We start from the raw sequence: 19965 nt of genomic DNA, 5'->3' as shown, positions 1-19965 counted from the left end.
AGCCGCTGACATATGCCACGCGCAAGAACGCCACGAGTGTCGCCAAACCCCTTACGGGCTCCACTCCCCTGTGTCACAGTCATCCTCGGTTCCTCTCCCGTTCCTCCCCGAGAACCGGCAGCAGCGTCTGTATCGGAGTTCGAGATGCCGTCCCCCCTCTTCGCGGACCGCCCGGCGGTACGACCGTCCGAGCGGGACGCCGTCGACGCGATGATCAACCGCGCACGCCGACTGCGCGGAGACCTGGACTCGGTGTGCCGAGCCGCCGTGGTCATCGACGAGGACGACCCCCACCAGCGCTGGCAGCGCGCACTCTGCGAGCTCGCCGCCCACCACCTCGACGACCTCGGCGCCCGCCTCGGACAGCTCAGGGAGGGGTCGCCCGCGCCGGCCCCGGACACCGGTCCTGCCGAAGAGGAGCAGGGCGGCCCACTGTCCGGCAGGGCGGGCAGTGCCGAGTGGAACCTCCTCGACGACGGCGTCGAATGGTCCGCCGAGCTCTACGAGATCTTCGGCCGGGACGTGGACGCGGGTCCGCTCTCCCTGGACGAGCTGCCCACCGTCCTCGTCCCCGAGGACCAGCCCCTGCTCACCTCCATGGTGACCAACTGCCTGATCGACGGAAAGCCGATGGACGGCGAGTTCCGCATCCGCCGTCCGGACGGCAGGACGCGGACCCTCCACGCCATGGGCGAGCCGGTGCTGGACCCCGAGGGCCGCACCGTCTCCCTGTGGGCGGTCCTGCGCGACGTCAGCGCGCTGAGCGACAGCCGGCAGCTCGAAGTCCGCACCAGGGACTCCCTGCACCGGCAGGACGACATCGCGAGGACCGAGCGCCGGATCGCGGTCGAACTGCATCAGGCCGTGCTGCCCTCCCCGCACGACTCGCTGGGACCGGTGCGTGGCGGATCCGGCGCCGTCATGGACGTCGCCGCCCGTCTGCTGCCGTCACGGGCATGCGGCCCGACCACCGGCACGGACTGGTACGACGCCATGGCCCTGCCGGACGGCAGAACCCTGCTCACCATCGGCAGCCTCAGCGGGCGCGGCATTCCGGCGGCTTCCTCCATGGCCATGGTGCTGGGCGCGCTGCGGGGCATGGCGGTGGCGGGCGTCGAGCCCCGGGCACTGCTGACCCATCTGAACCAGCTGCTCCAGGCCTCGGTCCAGCCGACCCTGGGCAGCGCCCTGTGCGGGCTCTTCGATCCCTCCGCCAACCTCCTGACCTGGGCGCAGGCGGGACACCCCGCCCCTCTGCTGTTCCGCGGGGGCTCCGGTGCCCCGCTGCTCCCTCCCGACGGGGTGCTCCTGGGCGCCGTGCCGGGAATCGCCTACGGGCAGGAGACCGTACGGTTGCTTCCCGGCGACGTACTCCTGTTGCGCACCGACGGACCGGACCCGGCCGCGGCCCGTGGCGCGGCCCCCGAGAAGCTGCTCGGGCTGGCGCCACGCTTCTCCCGGTCCCTTACGGCAGCCGAATGCGTACAAACCGTCGCCGAGGGGTTCGGCGGGGAGGATCGCCCGGTCGAGGGATCCGTGCTGGTCGCCCGCATCGCCGGCTGACACCGGAAACCCGGCACGTACCCGACACGTGGCACCCTGCGCCTCGCGGGACAGCGTGGTGCCGCGCGGGACGAAACCCTTCGAGGCGTTCGGGCCGGTCGGTGCGGCTTCAGGCCTCGGTTCCCTTCTCCTTCTCGGGGGCGCGGGGCATCACGAGTTCGAGTTCCTCGCGCAGATCGCGGATCGCGGGGTCCTCGGCGTACGGAGCGGTGAGCCGGTACATCTGCTGCAGCCGGTCCCAGGTGCGGTGCGAGGAGGTCTCCCCCATCGACACCATGGCCCGCCGGGCGTAGGTGTTCCCCTGCTCCGGGTCACCGGCGATGAAGCACGCCGACGCGAGCGAGATGAAGTCGAACAGCTTGGAACGCTGACGCCCGTCGTTACGCATCCCGAGGGCCTTCTTGGCGTGCTGCTGCGCGAGGGCTGCCGCCGAGGGGTCGTGGTCGGCCAGCGTGCGGAACGCGAGCGCCTGCATGCCGTAGAGATCGGCCTCGTCGAACATCTGCATCCAGCCCGGCGCCTCCTCGTCGTTCCGGTCGGAGACGAACAGGTCCTCGGCCTCACCGAGGGAGCGGCGCATCGCCTGCCCGCGGCCCATCGACGCGTACGCCCAGGCGTCGATGGTGTGGAGCATGGCGCGGGTGCGCGGCAGCGCCTCCTCACCCGCCCCGGAGTGGGCGAGCTTCATCAGATCGAGTGCCTCGTCCGGACGCCCGAGGTGGACCATCTGGCGTGCCGCCCGCGACAGGGCCTCGCCGGCGCGTGGCCGGTCGCCGCCCTCGCGTGCCGCGTGCGCGGCGATGACGAAGTACTTCTGGGCGGTGGGTTCGAGGCCGACGTCGTGGGACATCCAGCCGGCGAGTACGGCGAGGTTGGCCGCGACGCCCCAAAGACGTTGCTGGAGGTCTGCGGGGTGACGGTACGCCAACAGGCCTCCAACCTCGTTGAGTTGGCCCACCACCGCCTTGCGCTGGAGTCCGCCGCCACGCTGGGCGTCCCACTTGCGGAAGATGTCGACCGCGTTCTCCAGGGCGGTGACCTCGGCGGAGCCGATGGGGGCGTTGTCGTACCGGTCGAACCCCGCGGGGTCCGCGTGGAAGGGGGTGCCGGTCCGGGGCGCGTCGGCCGCCGGGGTGGGATCGGAGTGCAGCCAGTCGCTCAGAGCACTGGTGAGGGTGGGGCCGGCGGCGAGCGCGACGCCCGCGCTCACCAGGCCGCGTCGGTTGAGCATGAGGTCCATTCCCGTGAATTCGGTGAGGACCGCCGCCGTCCGTTCGGGCGCCCACGGAACGTCGTCGGGATGCTCTTCCTTCCCTGTGACCCGCCGTTTTCCCATGCGCCCGCGTCGGCCGAACCCGAGGTCCTCGATGGTCACGACACGGCCGAGCCGCTCGGTGAACAGAGCCGCCAGCACCTCCGGCACGGGATCGCGCGGGGACTCCCCCATGTCGATCCAGCGCCTGACGCGCGAGGTGTCGGTCGCCAGTTGGGAGTGGCCCATGGCCGCTGCCTTCCGGTTCACCATCCTCGCGAGCTCGCCCTTCGACCATCCGGCCATGCCGAACAGATCGGAAAGACGGGTGTTGGGTTCTCCGGTCACGTCAAGCCCCCAGGTTCTCGGCTGAGTTGCACACTAACCCCGAGTCAGATGCGGCGCGCATATTCGCCACCCTTCGCCAGGGCACGCTATCTGCACTGCCACGGGCCCTGCGGTGTCAGGTAGGAGTGCGCCACCCCGCCCGGCAGCCCTCGGTACTCCCCAGGGTGCCGGACGGCCGCCGGCCGGGGTGGTGCACGCAACTTGTCGGCGCACGAAGGGATCTGTCCCGCCCATGTACACAGCATCGTCCTCCGTGTCCGCTCCGCCCCGGCCGCTCCGACCGAGGGGATCCGGAGGCGGACCGTACCTCGCCCCCCTCTCCGGCTCCCCGGCACCGGGCCTGGGCCGGGCTCGGCGGACGGCGGGCCCGGGCACCCAACCGCTCAGCGGGAGAATCGACTTGTCGGGTCCCCAGGGTGCGCAGGTCCGCATGGCCATCGCCTCCGTGCAGCGCATCTGCCCCGAATTCAACCCGGTCCAGGTTCTCCGGCGCAGCGGTCGCTCCGTGCTGATCGTGGGCATGACCGGACGGACGACCGCGGTGGCGAAGTGTTTACTCGACCACTCACCGGCCTGGACCGAACGGTTCAGGCACGAGATAGCGACCTACCGCTCGTTCGTCCGGCACCGCCCTCCCGTCAGGGTGCCCCGGCTGATCGCGGCCGACCCGGAGAACTGCACCCTGGTGATCGAGCGGATGCCCGGACGGGTCGCGGCGCTGACGCGCCACCCCCTGGAGGCACCTCCCCGCACGGATGTCCGCCAGGTGCTCGGTGCGATCCGCCGGGTCAACGAATGGCGGCCTCCGGCCGGTCTCTTCGACGCCCCGCTGGATTACGCGTCGCGGATCTCCCGCTACCACGAGCTGGGGCTCTTCACCGATCGCGACCTGGGCGACCTGCAGAAGCTGCTGCACGGTCTCGCGGTCGCGGGCGGCCGGCAGGGCATGGGCCAGTTCTGCCACGGGGACGCGCTGCTCTCCAACATCCTGCTGTCGCCCACCGGCCCGGTTCTCCTGGACTGGGAGCACGCGGGCTGGTACCTCCCGGGGTACGACCTGGCGACGCTCTGGACGGTGCTGGGCCAGGACGCGGTGGTGGCGCGCCGTGAGATCAGCAAGCTGGCGCAGGCGCGCGGCGCGGACGCGAGGGACGCGTTCCTGGTCAATCTGATGCTGGTGCTGACACGAGAGATCCGTACCTACGAGACCGCCGTCCAGCGGACCATGCGGGAGCCCGGCCCGGCGGGGGCGTCGCACGACCGCCCGGGCACCCTGTCGTCCGGCGAGGAGCAGCGGCTGCTGCTGCGCCGGCTGCACGACGACTGCGCCATGGCCCGCCGGGCCGTACGGGCGGCCGTCGGCACGCGCTGACCGCGGGGCGGGCCCGGGGGACGCCCGGCCCTGATCCGCCGGACGCCTCAAGGCGGGGGCGCGCTCGCGGGAGGTGCCGACACACCGGCCCGCGGGCGCGCGCTCCGGTCCGGACGGGACGTCCGCCCGGACCGGAGCGCGCCGTCAGTCGGCGCGGACCACGTCCACGTCGGTCGCCTTCACGAACCCGACCCGGTGCCCGATCTGGACGGTCAGGTACTTCTGTCCGCCGGCGAAGTACGTGTGGTCGTACGGGGTCGAGGCGTCGATGGTCGGCGCGTAGTAGTAGCCCGTCGGGGCCTCGCCGCCGCCCGGGAACGCCTGCCCCGCCTTGATGGTGTAGACGAGCGGGGAGCCGGTGCGGGGCGTGAAGCCGGCCGGGTAGTCGGCCGCGTCCGGGTAGGCGACGCCGTAGACGGGGACCTCGGTCCGGCCCGCCTTCGGCCGGACGACGGTGCCCTTCGTGGGAACGGTGACACGTGTACCGGCGGGAGTGCTGAGCCATGCCTTCCGGCCGTACCACCAGATCGCCGTCCAGCCGGGTACCCGCTCGGCGACGACGGCCTGCTGGCCGGCGCTGATCTTGCTGCCCCAGTCGGCGGCGCAGTCGGTGCCCGCCGCACCGTCCGGGTGCAGTCCGGGGTCGGAGAATAGCGGTGCGTCGGCGGAGGGCGCGGTCCGCAGCGGGACGGCGCTGCTGCCCTGCAACGGCAGGTCCACGCCCTTCTCGCAGTCCCGGAACTGCTGTTGATTCTGTTCGAAGTCCGGTGCGACGGTGACGAGTTCGCTCTTCTTCGGGCCGGAGGGCCGGCTCTTCACGCCGAGGAGGGCCATGAAGCGGTTCCAGTCCCAGTAGGGGCCCGGGTCCCAGTGCATGCTCGCCGTCCCGGCGGCGCTGGTGGGCGGGACGCCGTCGTGGCCGAGGATGTGCTGCCGGTCGAGCGGGATGTCGTACTGCTCGGCGAGGTGAGTGACCAGTCTGGCGGTGGAGCGGTACATCGCGTCGGTGTACCAGGCGGCCCCGTCGGCGGCGAAGCCCTCCTGTTCGATGCCGATGGAGTGGGTGTTGACGTACCAGTTGCCGGCCTGCCAGGCGATGTCCTTGGTCTTGACCATCTGGGTGACGTGCCCGTCCGAGGAGCGGACGACGTAGTGGGCGGACGTCTTGTTGAGCGGGTTCTGGAAGATCCTGAGAGTTCCGTCGAAGTCGACTTCGGTGTCGTGCAGCACGATGAACTTGATCGCATTGCTCTTCGGCCGGTCCGCGGTGTCGTAGTTGCCGTACGCGGCCTTGTCGGCCGGGTCGCCGGTCTGCTGGTAGGCCGCCGGTACCCAGTCGCAGGCGAGGCTGCGCGGGCACTCGGGGCGCACGTCGTCGGCCTGGGCGGCCGGGGCGAGCAGGGCGGCGCACAGCGTACCGGCCGCGGCCAGCGCGAGCGCGAGCCTGGACCTCTTCTTCGACGTCATGACAACCCTTCTGGGAGCGGGACTTCCTGTGCCGTGGGGCGGGGCGATCTCTCGTACCGTCGTGGCGGCACACTCTCCGGCCGCAGGTGACGGCACGTCAAGAGCGTTCTTCCGGGCGGCGGACGAGCCAGTGGTGCAGACCACTGACAGCCGCTGTGACCTGCGACGGGCAGGAACGCCCGGGGCGGGTGACGGGTTCCGTTACCGGAGTTTTACTCCACCGGGGAGAGTCCGACGTGATTATGCGACTTATGACCGCCGTGCGTAGCCCAGATGGTCGAAGGGTAGTGCTGGCGCGCACAACGGGTCCGCGCGAACGGCGCGCGGAGTCTCCTGGAAAGGCCCGACGCACATGGCACAGCCCTTCTCGTTGCCGGACTTCTACGTCCCGTATCCGGCACGGCTCAGCCCGCACCTGGAGGAGGCGCGGCGCCACACCAAGGAGTGGGCGCGCGGCATGGGGATGCTGGAGGGCTCCGGCATCTGGGACGAGGAGGACCTCGCCGCGCACGACTACGCGCTGCTGTGCGCGTACACCCACCCCGACTGCTCGTCCGAGGCCCTGTCCCTGGTCACCGACTGGTACGTGTGGGTCTTCTTCTTCGACGACCACTTCCTGGAGCTGTTCAAGCGCACCCCGGACCGGGAGGGCGCGAAACGTTACCTCGAACGGTTGCCCGCCTTCATGCCGATGGAGCGGGGGGCCCCGACTCCGGAGCCGGTCAACCCGGTCGAGGCGGGGCTTGCGGATCTGTGGGCGCGGACGGTGCCGAGCATGTCGGACGCGTGGCGGGCGCGGTTCGCCGAGGCGACGGAGAACCTGCTCAACGAGTCCTTGTGGGAGCTCGCCAACATCAACGAGGGCCGGATCGCCAACCCGGTCGAGTACATCGAGATGCGCCGCAAGGTGGGAGGAGCCCCCTGGTCGGCCGGGCTCGTGGAGTACGCGGCGAACGCCGAGGTTCCCGAGGCGGTGGCCGATGCCCGGGCCCTGCGGGTCCTGCGCGACGCCTTCTCCGACGGCGTCCATCTGCGCAACGATCTCTTCTCCTACCAGCGCGAGGTGGAGGACGAGGGCGAGAACAGCAACGGGGTGCTGGTGCTGGAGAAGTTTCTCGGCTGCTCGACGCAGGAGGCGGCCGAGGCCGTCAACGACCTGCTCACCTCCCGGCTCCAGCAGTTCGAGAACACGGCCCTGACCGAACTCGGCCCGCTCTGCGCGAGCAAGGGGCTGGATCCGGCGGAGGCCGCCGCCGTCCTCGCCTACGTGAAGGGGCTCCAGGACTGGCAGTCCGGGGGCCACGAGTGGCATCTGCGCTCCAGCCGCTACATGAACGACGGTGGCGGCGTGGCGACTTCGGGCCGTCTGGGGATGACGGGCTCGTTCGGCATGGCGGCCGCGTCGATCCGCTTCACCCCCCGCTCGGAGGCGGCCCGGCTGCGGGGGCACAGCCATGTGCCGCACCAGCGGGTCGGCCCCTCCCTGCTGCCCGACATCCGACTGCCGTTCGGAACCACGCTCAGCCCCCATCTGGACGGGGCGCGGGTGCGGGTCGTCGACTGGGCGCGCCGGATGGGGATCCTGGAGGAGCAGCCGGGGGTGCCCGGCTCGCACATCTGGGACGAGGACCGGATCCTCGCGATCGACCTCCCGCTCTGCGCGGCCGGCATCCATCCGGACGCCTCACCCGAGGAGTTGGACCTCTCCTCGGCCTGGCTGGCGTGGGGCACGTACGGCGACGACTGGTTCCCGGTGGTGCACGGGCGCACCCGCGACCTGGCCGGGGCGCGGCTGGCCAACGAGCGGCTGTCGCTCTTCATGCCGCTGGACTGCTCGGCCACGGGCGTGCCGGAGCCGGTGAACGCGCTGGAGCGCGGACTCGGGGACTTGTGGCGGCGGACCGCCGGGCCGCTGGACGAGGAGGGGCGGCGGTCCTTCCGGTACGCGGTCGTGTCGATGACGGAGAGCTGGCTGTGGGAGCTGGCGAACCAGGCGCAGAACCGCATTCCCGACCCGGTGGACTACATCGAGATGCGCCGCATGACCTTCGGGTCGGACCTCACGATGGCCCTGTGCCGGCTGGCGCACGGGAAGAAGGTGCCGCCGGAGATCTACCGGAGCGGTCCGATGCGGTCGCTGGAGAACGCGGCCGCGGACTACGCGGCCCTCCTCAACGACCTGTTCTCGTACCAGAAGGAGATCGAGTACGAGGGCGAGGTGCACAACGGGGTCCTGGTCGTGCAGAACTTCTTCGGCGTCGACTATCCGACCGGGGTGGCGGTCGTCCACGACCTGATGAACGGACGCCTGCGGCAGTTCGAGCATGTCGCCGAGGTGGAACTGCCGCTTCTGTACGACGACTTCGCTCTGGACGCGGAGTCCCGGGAGGTGCTCGCGGGCTATGTTCAGGAGCTCCGGCACTGGTTGGCGGGCATTCTGATCTGGCACCGGGGCTGCCGCCGCTACCGCGAGGAGGACCTGCGCCGGGAGAACGCCGCCCGCCCGCCGCAGGGCCTGCTGACGGGTCCGACCGGGCTCGGCACCTCGGCGGCGCGGCTGGCGTCGCTGGCGGCGGGGGCGATGGGCGTGCGGGCATAGCGGCTGTCCGGACCGCACGTGGAACGCGGAAGGGTGCCCCTCCGGACGGAGGGGCACCCTGATCCGCTTCTAGCTTTTCGCTACCGGCTACCGGCCCGAGGCTCTCCGGAGCCCGAGCAGAAGCGCCGCCGCGGAGGCGAGCAGCAGCAGGCCACGGGCGTCGGCCGCGGCGGAGCCGATGCGCGTCAGCCCGTCGCGCAGCGCCGGCAGCTGGGTGACGCAGAACGCTCCCAGAAGCAGCGCCCATGCGCCGAACAGCCGGGGCCGGTCGATGTGCCGCAGCCACGAGGGCGCCCAGCCGAGGGCGGTCGAGACGGCTCCGGTCACGACGAGGAGGCAGCCCAGCGCGAAGACGGCGTAGTCCACAGCTTTGTCCATGGTCACTCCTTGGTCACGTTGGGGTAGCCGAACTTGATCTTGAGCTTCACTCCTCGGTGGGGGTGGTTGTACAGCGTCGTCTGCAGCTTGGAGCTGAGCCACCAGTAGTACGCGGAGACGACGCCACCGAGTGCGGCCGCCAGCGCCCCCACGCCCGTCGCCCAGGCGTAGAGGCCGATCATCGCGGCGATCACGGCGGTCGTCGCCGCGCGCTGGTTGAACCGGTTGACCACCTTCCAGCCGCGGGCGTTGGTCATGTCCATCTCATAACCCCACCAGTGCCAGCCGTGCTTGTTGTAGTTGTGCTTGCTGAGACCGCCGAGGTCGAGGCAGGTGACCGGATTGCCGGAACAGTAGTCGTAGGCGTTGGAACTGCCGCCGTACACACCGTCCCGGCTCAGGAAGCGACCGGTGGTGGCGTCGTACAGCCGGACGCCCATCAGAGTGAGGCCGCCGGTGCTCGCTCGCTGCTGGGCGCCGAGCCAGCCGTACCCTTCGCCGCGCGACGAGTCCGCGAGGACGTTGCCGTACTCGTCGTAGTGCCGCACGGTCGAGGCCGCGGAGGTGTCCAGCGGCTGCTGCACGGTGACGTTGCCGTGCAGGTCGGACGCCTGGAGGACCACGTCGCCCGATGCGGTGGTGGCCGCCGCGAACGCCCCGGTGAGGTCGTGCACGTAACGGGCGACCGTGGACCCCGAGACGCTCCAGGACGGGCTGTCCGAGGCGTCGCCGTAGTGGCTGGTCGTCGTGGTGCCGGCGCTCCACGTGCCGTCGGATGCCTGGGACGAGGCGGTCTGGACGGCGAGGCGTCCGAGGGCGTCCCGCGACCAGGTGGTGCGGCCGGCGCCGTCGGTCGTGGAAGCGACCAGGTCGTCGGTGTAGTAGGTCAGCGCCGTGCTGCCGCTGGTGGAGGTCCGGCCGAATGCGTCGTAGGCGTAGCCGCTGTTCACGAGGCGATCGGACGAGTCGTAGGAGTAGGTCGCGGTCGCCGTGGAGGCGTCGCTGCCGTCGCAGGCGTCCGAGGACGTCGTGAGGGCCGTGCGGTTGCTGTTCGCGTCGAAGGTGTACGCACGGGTCGTGCACCCGGTCGCGGCCGTGTCCGAGGCGCGGACCAGACGCCCGGAACCGTCGTAGGCGTAGTCCGACCGGACGGTGGTGCCGTCGGTCTGCGTGTGGCCGGCGCGGCGGCCGTCCACCGTGTATCCGGCGGTGTCGGACGCGACCGTGGTCCCGTCCGACGTCGTGTACGTGCGGGCCGTGGTCTGGCCCGTCGGGTCCGTGTCCACGGTCAGCGTGTAGCCGCCGGGCAGGGCCTCCGAGGTCAGGGTGCCGTCCGCGTCGTAGGTGCCGGAGAACGAGCCCGCGACGGAGTCGGTCAGCGCCGACAGGTCACCGGCGGTGTCGTAGGCGTACGACACCGAGGAGGGGGCCGAGTCGGTGCGCCCGGCGGGGCGGTCGAGGATGTCGTACCTGGTGGTCGCGACGTTGCCCGAACCGTCGTCGTAGGAGATCTGCCGGCCCAGGTCGTCGTAGCCCTGGACCGTCGCCTTCCCGTCGGACGTCTGCTTCACGACACGGCCCGTTCCCTGGTCGTACGTCAGGGTCGTGGGCGCGACGGCCGTGCCCGTGCCGCCGGTGACGGCGGTGCCCACGACGCGGCCCGCGCCGTCCACCGTGGTGGTGGTCGTACGGCTCACGCCGTTCGCGGTCTCGGTCTTCGTGGCGGTCCGGCCCCAGCGGTCGTAGGTGTAGACGGTGGTGACCGCTTCGGACGGGTTTCCGGCGCCGGCGGTGATCGCCGCGGCGGGAGCCGTGCGGCAGAGCAGCCCGTCCCACTGCGCGGACGCGCACGTGCCGGTCGCGGTGGCGCTGTAGTAGGTGTAGTTCAGCGCGTCCGCGTCGGAGCCCGTCGAGCCCGCCGTGCGGGTGGTGGCCACCCGGCCGACGCTGTCGTAGGTGGAGACCACGTCGGTGTCCGGGTCGCCGGTGGCGGACTTCTGCTGACCGGTCGCCCAGTCGTAGACATAGGTCGCCGTGCTGCTGTCGGCACCGGCACCGGCGTAGCCGGCGATGGCGGCGCCGGTCACCTTGGAGGTGAGCAGGCCGGAGACGGCCGCGCCGGCCGGCCGGTTCTCGTCGTAGGTGAAGGTGGTGCGGGTACGGGCGGGGACGACCGAGCCTGCGGCCAGGGTCGACTCGCTGGTGGAGCCGGTGAGCTCCTTGACGAGGGTGACCTGGTGCAGCGGCCCGTCGATCGCGTCGACGTGGGTGCCGTCGGCCGAGTACTCGGCGACGGTGGCCAGCCGGCCGGCGCGGTCGGCGGTGGACAGGTCCGCGAGACCCAACCCGGTCAGTTCGTCGGAGGAACTGCTCAGGGCCAGCTCACGGTTGGCCGCGGAGAGCTGGAACGTGACGTTGCCGAACACGTCGTGCTCGGTGGTGGTGATGGCCCCGCCCGGGCTCGCGGAGTCGATCTCCGCCCCGGCGGCGTCGATGTACGTGACGGCCGCCCGGTCGTAGGAGGACGAGGTCAGCTCGCCACCGACGCTGGAGGACGGGACGGAGTCGGCCGGGAAGACGGCCGTGGCGTCCGTCGGTGCCTCGCTCTGTCCCCAGGTCGCGACCGTGGCGGCGCCCATCTGGTGCGGAGCATTGGCGCCGGACAGCGGCACGTCGTAGACGACCGTGGTGGTCGCCGTGCCGGACGTGGTGTGCGCGCTGCCCTCGGTCAGAGCCGCGCGGGACGCCTTCAGCAGCATGCCCGCACCCGCGGTGGACGCGGAGCCGGCGCTGCCGTAGGTGAACCTCCAGGGCAGTTCACCCGGCGGGGTGAGGGTGCTGACGCGACCGTCGGTGTCGTAGGTGTATGCGGTCTTCAGCGCGGGGCTGACCCGCGGGTCCCAGACCTGCGCCAGGCGCCCGTTCGCGTCGTACGCGTACGAGGCGACGGTCTCCGCCGTGGCGGCGGACGCACCCGGGCCGGTGGCCCACAACCGCAGCGCCGAGACCTGGCCCGCGCGGTCGCCCGGTGCGCTCGACGTGGCGGTGGTGGAGCTCGCGTAGACGAATTCCAGTACCCGGCAGCCCTTCGTCGCCGGGGCCGCCTGGCAGGTGGCGGCCTTGACCGCACCGGTCGGCGAGATGACGTACTTCGGACGTGCCAGCGTGGTGCTGCCGGACGCGACCGTCTCCGAGGCAACGGTGACGGTGCTGTCGACGACCGCCGAGGCGGAGGACGAGAGGGACCAGGTCGGCACCTGGCCGGCGGCCTTCGCGAACACCGTGGTGTTGGCGTCGGTGTCGGTGAGGGTGAACGACGTTCCGGTCGTGCTACCGGTCAGCTTCAGGTCGGCTGAGTCGTCCTGCGGCTTCCATCCGCCGCCGGAGGTCGCCGTGAAGGCGACCGAGCCGCCATCGCCCGACAGCAGTTCGACCGAGGTGGCGGACGTCTTGCGCAGCTGTGTGTACGCGCTCGACTCGGCCGAGACCGAGGAGACCCAGCCCGGTCCGAATATCTGGGCCTGTCCCTCGGTGTCGTTGCCGTTGGCGCGTGAGGAGAAGGTGCGTTCGGCATCGACCGCGAACGCCGCGGCGTCCGTGGCGGTCAGCGTGTAGTCGCCGGTGAGTTCGTTGACCGTGCCGGGGCCGACCGCGGCGGTCGGCGCGGTGCCGGCGTCACGGTCCAGAGTGGCTTCGACGGTCTGCGAGTAACCGGTGGTGGAGCCGTCGGTCAGAGCGGCCCGCAGCTGGATCACACCATCCTCGGGGAGGGTTTTCACCACGTTCCAGACGAGCTCGGCGGCGGTGCCGCCGGTCACGGGCACCGGCCAGCCGGCCACCGCGTTGCCGGAGGCGGCGACGTCGGCGGCCGGCACGGTGTGCCACGCGTCCGTCTCACCGCGGCGGTACTGCCACGTGGCCCCGGTGTACGAAGTCAGGCCACGGGTCGCCAGAGTCAGGCGCCGTGCGGTGGTGTCACCGTCGCGCGGGGACAGGATTGCGGCACCGTCCGTACCGACACCGAAGCTGTACGCCGTGGTGGCCGTGGAGAAGTTGCCGCCGGAGTCGAACGTCCGGGCGTACAGCGTGTGCCAGCCGTCCGCCGGAGCGATGCTGACGGTCTGTGCGTCCCCGCCGGATCCGTTGGTGGTGTCGAGCTTCTTGTTCGGAGCCGAGGCGTCGTCCAGGCCCCAGTCGTAGCCCGCCCCGTCGGTCGAGGTGGTGTCGATCGTGCAGGACACCGCCGACGCCGCGCGCGCCGTCCAGCCGTTCTGCGCGTAGGTGTCGCAGGAGATGGTCGGGGCCACGGGCTTGGCCGTGTTGAGCACGAACGCGGTGTAGCCGGTCCACGAACCGTAGTCGGTGCCGTCGTACGCGCGGACCCGGTAGCGCAGGTGCGTACCGGCCGGGAAGGCGTTCGCCGCCGGGACGGCCAGCTTCGCGGTCGAGCCCGAGGCCACCGAGGCGCTGGTACCGGTGTAGGTGTAGGTGGTGTCCGCGGAGGCAGGGTCCGCCGTGATCTCGAACTGGGCCTTGGTGGCGGAGCCGTCCGGGTCGGTCACGGTCGCCGACAGGGTGGGGGTCAGCGAGGTCACGTAGCGGCTGCCGTTGTAGGCGTTGACCTGCGACGGCGTGATGGCCGTCGCGGTCGGCACGGCCGGGTACGAGTTGTAGGTGACGGTCAGGTGCGGCTCGACCGTGTTGTCACCCGAAACGTAGTTCGCCGACCGGAAGCGCCGCCAGGTCAGCGAGTCCTTCTCGTCCGCGCCGCGGATCTGCAGGCCGTAGTTGGCGCTGCCGGCCGCCCAGGACTGCACGATGGCGTCGATGTCGAAGTTCATCGTGCCGCCGGGGCAGTCGGAGGACCAGCCCAGCGCCGCCTTGTTGGTCACCGCGCCCGTGGTCGTGGTCGAGGGCTGGGCTCCCCAGGTGACGCTCGACGAGCTCCAGGAGGACGTCACCTGGCGCACCTGCGTACCGGCGCCCGCTGTGGAACAGGACGCGGAGTAGTACGAGTACAGCGCGAGGTTGGTGTCGGTGATGTGCTTGCCCTTGAAGCGGGACACGTCGAACTGGAGGTACGAGCGGGCCGTGTCCGTGCCGCCGTCGTACGTCCCCGACTTCAGCTCCTCGGAGGAGACCTGGGAGTCGGTGTAGTCCGGGTTCTGCACCCAGGTGTCCGTGGTCACCGCGAGCGTGGATGTCGGGTCGACGGTGACGGGGTACTCCGCGTCGGCCAGGAAGCCGGCGTCGGGGGTCAGCACCAGCGACTGCGATCCGTCGGCGGCCGTCTCGATCTTCGACGCGACCCTGTGGACGTTGTCCGACTCTCCGGAAGCGGAGTTCTTGCTGGAGTCCCACATCATCGGTGCCGGCGCCTCGGCCACCAGTTTGCCGTCGTCGCTCTTGAGCAACAGGTGGCCGGAAGTCGCCTGTGAGAGCTTGAGGCCGTCCAGACGCAGCGGAATCCGGTAGGAGACCGCCTCGTCGGCGGTGGCGGGGCGCTTGTCGAGGACGATGTCCTCGGAGAAGCCCTGGGCGAGGGCGGAGACCCTCAACGTCTGCCCGGACCCCAAGTCGTACGAGGCGGTGTCGTCCTTGACGTCCGGTGCCGGCAGCCGGTCCTGCCAGCCGAGGCCGAAGGTCGCGGGGCCCTTGGAGACGGAGGCGAGGTTCGTGTCGCCGCCGTCGGAGACCGTGACGTCGGCCGCCGCGGTCTTCGGCGCGAGATCGGCACCCGTGTCCGTCAGGGACGTGTCGATGTCACGCCACTGACCGTCCCGCTGGACGCGCGTCGGTCCGGCGTAGGTCTCGGTCTGGAGCTGACCGGAGGGCAACGCCCAGGTCGTGGACCTGTCCGTGCGCTCGGACAGCACCTCGATCCTGTGCCCCCGCAGACGGGCCGTCAGCAGGGCCGACGCCTCCGAGTCGGCGCCGGTCGCGGCCGCGGGCTCCTGCGCGGATTCCGTGCCGGCCGACGGGGACGCGGAGGCCGGCTGTACGGCGAAGGCGTTGCCGGAGCTCAGTGAAACCAGGGTCGCCGCTTGCAGGGCGAGCAGCGCGGACGCGGTGACTGCGGTCGGGCGCAGCCACGTCCGCTTCGGTGGGGCGGAAGAGCGCACGCCGAACAGACCGGCACGGGGCCGGTGGTGGTGTCTCATCAAGGTCCTTCGGCTCATGAACGTGCCCCACCCTCAGCGGGCGGGGAAGCTGGATCGTTGCACGCATCCGCTATGAGCAAGATCACATCTTCCGGCACGTTCTTTGCCTGCTCTTGAGACCGAACGCGGCGAAGTTCACGGCCAGTAAGATCAATCGGACCAAACACCCTCGTCGGTCTTTACCAAATCCCCTCCCATGGCCCGACATGCACACTTCCTTTACGTGAACTTTCCCCTGCCCGCCGGGGAGTCGGATCTCATCTCCGCTTTTCGGCCACGCACCACCGGGCAGGCATCCTCACCGAGGGGCAGCCCTCGCCTGTCCTGCGGAGGTCCGCCGCGCAGTGCCGGACGGCGGCACCGCGCGAGGGAAAGGCCGTCCGAGCGGCACGCGTTCGGGCGGCTCGCCGGAGCACTCGGATGCGGGGCCGGCGCCGAGGCCACCGTCACGCAGGCCGCTTCGAACCTTCGCAACCGCCTGTTCCGGCACGTGTTCTGACGCGTCGTCGGTGCGGTGTCCGGTGGTCTCGGCCGCCCCGGCCTGCCCGGCCCGGAGCGGCGGACGTCAGCTCAGAACTCGTCGAGCCACACCACGATGCCGGTGTGCCCCGACAGCACCGCCGCCGTTCCGGCGCGGACGGCCGCCGCACATCGGGCGGCGGTGAAGGAGGCGGCGTCGTACTCCGAGGACATGCCGAGCCCTTCGCCCCGGAAGGACGCGCCCGTCCAGTCGACCGCCGTGACGTTGTGGGTGGGTTCGGCGAGTTCGGCACCCACGACCAGGAACTCCTGGTCGAGGTGGCTCGGGGTGACTGTGGCAAGGGGGTCGACGAGGCTGTTCCCCGCGCTGATGACGAGGTCGGGGTGGAGGTCCATCGCCCTGAGGACGGCGGCGAGGAGGTCGGCGGTGCCGGCTGCGGTCACGGTCCGCAGGTCGACGTCCTCGTCCTTCGCCCACTTCTTGACGGCGGTCACCAAAGTACTGGTGGGCCGGTCGTGCCCCGCGGTCAGAAGCACCACACGGGCGCCGCCCGAGGGGCGCACCCCGGACCACGAGCCGGGATCGGGCGTGACGGTTGATTCCGGGGCGGGCGACTCGTCCGGGCCGATGAATCCCGCGCCGAGCGCGCCGACCGCGGAGGGGCGCGGGTGCGGCTGCGACCAGTCGGCTTCCGAGGCGCATCCGGCGAGCAGGGCGAGGGCGGCCGCGGTGGTCACGGCGGCGGCCTGGAGCGGGCGGTACAAGACGATCGTCCTCCGGTAGGGAGCCCTCCCCCGGCGGCACGCCGGCGTGACTGTGCGGGCACGCGCGTGCGGGCAGGCCGGTTCGGGGCGGCTTTCCCTCATCCTGCGCCGTCGGCACACCCGATCTCCATGAAACCGACCGTCGTCGAACGTTTGTTTTCCCATACTTCGCTGACCGGCCGCTTTCGGTTCATTCACGGCCTGCACGGTGCACGGGCAACCTCAAGGAGCCCCATGCCCCACCGTGTACGCCGCCCGCTGCTCGCTCTCGCCACGGCGGTTCTCTTCCTGCTCTGCTTCACCCGGCCCGCAGCCGCCCACGGCTTCTCGTCGACCGTGTACGCGCATGTCACCGCCGACGGCGACGGACCGCTGCGCACCGAACTGAAACTGGAGTACGACCTGCTGGTCGTCTCGGCCGCCGACGCCGGTGACGACGACCCCCTCTTCCGGGCGGGCACCGACGCCTTCGAAGCGGGGAGCCCCGGCGCCGAGGCCGCCGCGCTCGAAGCCCACCGCACGACCGTGCTCGCCTACGTCACCCGGCACTTCTCAGTCAGCGCCGGCCCCGAAGCCTGTACGCCCACGCCGGGGAGCGCGTTCCGGATGGGCACCGAAGAGGGTGTGCCGTACGCCCTGCTGGATCTCGACTGGAGCTGCGTCGACGACGGGGGTGGCGAGCACGAGGTGCGCGGCACGCTCTTCCCCGACTCCGAGGGGTACGTCAAGGGCACCAAGACGATCGTCACCTACGACGTCGAGGGCCGCTCCGGGAGCGCCGCGCTCGACTCCGGGCATCCGTCCTTCTCCATCAGCCAGTCCTGGACCCAGCGCTTCTGGGAGTTCTTCCGGCTCGGCGCCGAGCATCTGCTGACCGGTACCGACCACATCCTGTTCCTGCTCGCGCTCATCGCCGGATCCCGGCGTCCGCGCGAAGTCGTCCTCGCCGCAACCAGTTTCACCCTGGCCCACTCGGTGACGTTCCTGCTGGCCGCGCTGGGGCTGGTGCACGTACCGGCCGGTCTGGTGGAGCCCGTCATCGCGCTCTCCATCGCGGTGGTCGCCGGCTGGCACCTGTGGCGGGTCAGGGGGCGCGGCGCCCGATTCTCGGAGCTCCGAACGCCCGACCAGGGCCGGTTCGCCCTGGACCGCGCGGGCTGGACCCGTCTCGGCGTCGTGTTCTGTTTCGGTCTCGTGCACGGCCTGGGGTTCGCGGGCGCACTCGGTATCGAGGCCGCCTGGTCGTGGACCCTGCTGTGGTCCCTGCTGGTGTTCAACATCGGCATCGAGGCGGTCCAGCTCGGCATCATCGCCGTGGTGTTCCCGCTGCTCCTGCTCCTCGTGCGCCGCTCGCCGCGGGCCGCCGCGTGGACCACCGGCGTGATCTCCGCGGGCGTGGCGGCCATGGGGCTCATCTGGTTCGTCCAACGCGTGGCCGGTGCGTGAAAACCGCACGTGGGCGGTGATGTTCAACCCTCACCAAGCTCGCATTCAGTTCTGGTTCATCTGGCACGGACACCTTGTCGATCGCCCTTGCATACGCACCGTATGCACACAGAAGAAACGACACTTCATGAGATCGAACGCTTCCCACCAGGCCCGGGGCCCCGTGCGGACCCGCGTGGCCACCGGTGCCACCGCCGCCTTCCTCGGCCTGACCGTGGCCCTCGCGGGTGGAGTCGGCTCGCCCGCTTCCGCGGCCGACGCCTCCGCCCTCACCGGCATCGTCCTGGGCGTCGGCGCCAACGAGACCCAGCGCACGGTCAGCTGGTACTCCTCCGGCGACACCGCCCAGAAGGTGCAGCTCGCCCCCACGGCAGAGCTCACCGGCGGCGAGTTCCCCGCCGGGGCTGTCACCTTCGACGCGCTGGGCGCGGCGAACATCGCCACCAGCGGCGGCTACAACCGCCACGCCACCATCACCGGCCTGAAGGAGAACACCTCTTACTCCTACCGGGTCGGCAGCGAGGGCAACTGGTCGACGGCGTACTCCTTCAGGACGCAGGACTTCGAGGGCGCGTACGACTTCCTCTTCCTCGGCGACCCGCAGATCGGCTCCTCCGGCGACCTGGCGCAGGACCAGGCCGGGTGGACGGACACGCTGGACGTGGCCACCAAGGCCAACCCGGACGCCGAACTCCTCGTCTCCGGCGGCGACCAGATCGAGAGCGCCAACAACGAGGACCAGTGGAAGTCCTTCCTCGCCCCCGACCAGCTGCGCCAGGTCCCGTACGCCGCCACCATCGGTAACCACGACGTCGGCGGAAAGGCGTACGAGCAGCACTTCTCGACGCCGAACACGGACAACTCGGCCTCGAAGTACGCCAACGGCAACCCCGCGTCCAACACCTCGGGCGGTGACTACTGGTACATCTACAAGGACGTGCTGTTCATCGACCTGAACAGCAACAGCTACGCCACCTCGCAGGGCGGCGGCGGCGACGAGGCGCACACCAAGTACGTCACGGACGTCATCGACCAGCACGGCTCCGAGGCCAAGTGGAAGGTGCTCGTCTACCACCACTCGATCTACTCGCCGGCCTCGCACGCCAAGGACGGGGACAACAAGGCCCGTCGGGTCGACTTCCCGACCACGTTCTCCAAGCTCGGCGTCGACCTGGTCCTCCAGGGCCACGACCACAGTTACTCCCGCAGCTACCTCATCAAGAACGGCCAGAAGGCCGATCCGAAGGAGCAGCCGGGCGCGGCCGACGTCTACCCGGGTCCCGGCGGCGTCCTGTACGTCACCGCCAACTCCGCCTCGGGGTCGAAGTACTACGACATCTCCGCGCCCGACAAGAGCGGCACCAGCGGCGCGGGCAACGGCGCCGACCCGCTGGACCCGGACAACTACTGGTACAACTCGGTGCAGAACCAGGAGCACGTCCGCAGTTACGTCAAGGTCCAGGTGCGGGACGAGAAGCTCGTCGTGGAGAACATCCGCAGCGGCACCTGCGCCGCTCCCAACTCCGAGGTCTCGCACGGCGACTGGTGCAACAACACCGACGCCGCGCAGCCGGTCGGCTCGGTCGTCGACAAGGTGAGCGTCCACCCGTACAACGGTGACGGCCAGTCGCTCCAGGTCAACGTGCCCAACGCGGCGCCGGGCGAGTTCGGCTGGACCATCGACGGCTACAACGGCCTGGTGGACCTCGGCACTGCCAAGGAGGAGAACGGTGACCACTTCACCGCCTCCGGCAAGATCAACCCGATCCTCGTGTCGGACACCCGCCGCTCGCTCTCCCCGTGGTCGGTCTCGGCCAACGTGAGCGCGTTCAAGGACGCCGGCAAGACGTTCGCAGGCTCCTACCTCGGCTGGACGCCGTACGTGCTCGACCAGGGCGCGGGCGCCCAGGCCGGTTCGCCGGTCGCCTCCGGGTACGACGACCAGGGTGACGGTCTGGCCGTCTCCCGCGGTCTCGGCTCCGCGGAGCAGGGCCACGCGCGCGGCACCTCCAAGCTGGGCGCCGACCTGGATCTCAAGATCCCGGACAGCGTGCAGAAGGGCGGCTACCGCGCGACCCTCACGATCACCGCGCTGAGCAGCTGACCGATCCCGCTCCACCGGTGGGGCAGGCTC

General features: G+C 70.8%; 10 protein-coding genes. 5 read left to right on the top strand and 5 right to left on the bottom strand.

The window, feature by feature from the left end; all coding sequences use genetic code 11:
• Positions 1 to 144 precede the first annotated feature (144 nt).
• Entirely contained in the window at positions 145 to 1563 is a 1419-nt protein-coding gene (locus ACFZAX_RS11020; protein WP_390960760.1) for a SpoIIE family protein phosphatase, read from the top strand.
• 109 nt (positions 1564 to 1672) lie between these two features.
• Here the strand turns inward: ACFZAX_RS11020 and ACFZAX_RS11015 are convergent, their stop codons facing one another.
• On the bottom strand, positions 1673 to 3163 hold the full coding sequence (locus ACFZAX_RS11015; RefSeq protein WP_390960759.1) for a hypothetical protein: 1491 nt from the start codon (positions 3161 to 3163) through the stop codon (positions 1673 to 1675).
• Between the two features lie 232 nt (positions 3164 to 3395).
• On the opposite strand from ACFZAX_RS11015, the gene ACFZAX_RS11010 reads away from it, so the two are divergent.
• A complete protein-coding gene (locus tag ACFZAX_RS11010) occupies positions 3396 to 4535 on the top strand; it encodes a phosphotransferase (protein ID WP_390960758.1) in 1140 nt (379 codons plus the stop codon).
• Between the two features lie 144 nt (positions 4536 to 4679).
• On the opposite strand, the gene ACFZAX_RS11005 is transcribed toward ACFZAX_RS11010, so the two are convergent.
• Entirely contained in the window at positions 4680 to 6002 is a 1323-nt protein-coding gene (locus tag ACFZAX_RS11005) for an N-acetylmuramoyl-L-alanine amidase (protein WP_390960757.1), read from the bottom strand.
• Positions 6003 to 6354: 352 nt separating this feature from the next.
• Between ACFZAX_RS11005 and ACFZAX_RS11000 the strand changes: the two genes are divergently transcribed.
• A complete protein-coding gene (locus ACFZAX_RS11000; RefSeq protein ID WP_390960756.1) occupies positions 6355 to 8601 on the top strand; it encodes a germacradienol/geosmin synthase in 2247 nt (748 codons plus the stop codon).
• An 87-nt stretch (positions 8602 to 8688) separates the two neighbouring features.
• Here the strand turns inward: ACFZAX_RS11000 and ACFZAX_RS10995 are convergent, their stop codons facing one another.
• From ACFZAX_RS10995 to ACFZAX_RS10985, 3 genes are all read right to left on the bottom strand, one after another.
• The gene (locus ACFZAX_RS10995) at positions 8689 to 8979 is read right to left on the bottom strand and encodes a hypothetical protein (RefSeq protein ID WP_390960755.1); all 291 of its coding nucleotides are present in this window, start codon (positions 8977 to 8979) and stop codon (positions 8689 to 8691) included.
• A 2-nt stretch (positions 8980 to 8981) separates the two neighbouring features.
• Positions 8982 to 15140, bottom strand: a complete 6159-nt coding sequence (locus ACFZAX_RS10990) for a DNRLRE domain-containing protein (protein ID WP_390960754.1) — start codon at positions 15138 to 15140, stop codon at positions 8982 to 8984.
• Between the two features lie 570 nt (positions 15141 to 15710).
• Positions 15711 to 16385, bottom strand: coding sequence for a hypothetical protein (locus ACFZAX_RS10985; protein WP_390960753.1), 675 nt, complete (start codon positions 16383 to 16385; stop codon positions 15711 to 15713).
• Between the two features lie 234 nt (positions 16386 to 16619).
• Here ACFZAX_RS10985 and ACFZAX_RS10980 point away from each other — a divergent pair, with 234 nt between their 5' ends.
• Together ACFZAX_RS10980 and ACFZAX_RS10975 are read left to right on the top strand one after the other, a co-directional pair.
• The gene (locus tag ACFZAX_RS10980) at positions 16620 to 17831 is read left to right on the top strand and encodes a HupE/UreJ family protein (RefSeq protein WP_390960752.1); all 1212 of its coding nucleotides are present in this window, start codon (positions 16620 to 16622) and stop codon (positions 17829 to 17831) included.
• Between the two features lie 127 nt (positions 17832 to 17958).
• Positions 17959 to 19935, top strand: a complete 1977-nt coding sequence (locus tag ACFZAX_RS10975) for a fibronectin type III domain-containing protein (RefSeq protein ID WP_390960751.1) — start codon at positions 17959 to 17961, stop codon at positions 19933 to 19935.
• Positions 19936 to 19965: the final 30 nt, after the last annotated feature.

The organism is Streptomyces sp. NPDC008125, assembly GCF_042957125.1.
In the GTDB taxonomy this organism is placed as follows: domain Bacteria; phylum Actinomycetota; class Actinomycetes; order Streptomycetales; family Streptomycetaceae; genus Streptomyces.
The sequence above is the reverse complement of the archived record's forward strand: the minus strand, read 5'-3'. Positions and strand labels throughout refer to the sequence as shown.

Excerpts from the sequence above, each read along its gene's own strand:
- ACFZAX_RS11020 (WP_390960760.1), top strand. The coding sequence starts at position 145 with ATGCCGTCCCCCCTCTTCGCGGACCGCCCGGCGGTACGACCGTCCGAG.
- ACFZAX_RS11010 (WP_390960758.1), top strand. The coding sequence starts at position 3,396 with ATGTACACAGCATCGTCCTCCGTGTCCGCTCCGCCCCGGCCGCTCCGA.
- ACFZAX_RS11005 (WP_390960757.1), bottom strand. The coding sequence starts at position 6,002 with ATGACGTCGAAGAAGAGGTCCAGGCTCGCGCTCGCGCTGGCCGCGGCC.
- ACFZAX_RS11000 (WP_390960756.1), top strand. The coding sequence starts at position 6,355 with ATGGCACAGCCCTTCTCGTTGCCGGACTTCTACGTCCCGTATCCGGCA.
- ACFZAX_RS10995 (WP_390960755.1), bottom strand. The coding sequence starts at position 8,979 with ATGGACAAAGCTGTGGACTACGCCGTCTTCGCGCTGGGCTGCCTCCTC.
- ACFZAX_RS10990 (WP_390960754.1), bottom strand. The coding sequence starts at position 15,140 with ATGAGACACCACCACCGGCCCCGTGCCGGTCTGTTCGGCGTGCGCTCT.
- ACFZAX_RS10980 (WP_390960752.1), top strand. The coding sequence starts at position 16,620 with ATGCCCCACCGTGTACGCCGCCCGCTGCTCGCTCTCGCCACGGCGGTT.
- ACFZAX_RS10975 (WP_390960751.1), top strand. The coding sequence starts at position 17,959 with ATGAGATCGAACGCTTCCCACCAGGCCCGGGGCCCCGTGCGGACCCGC.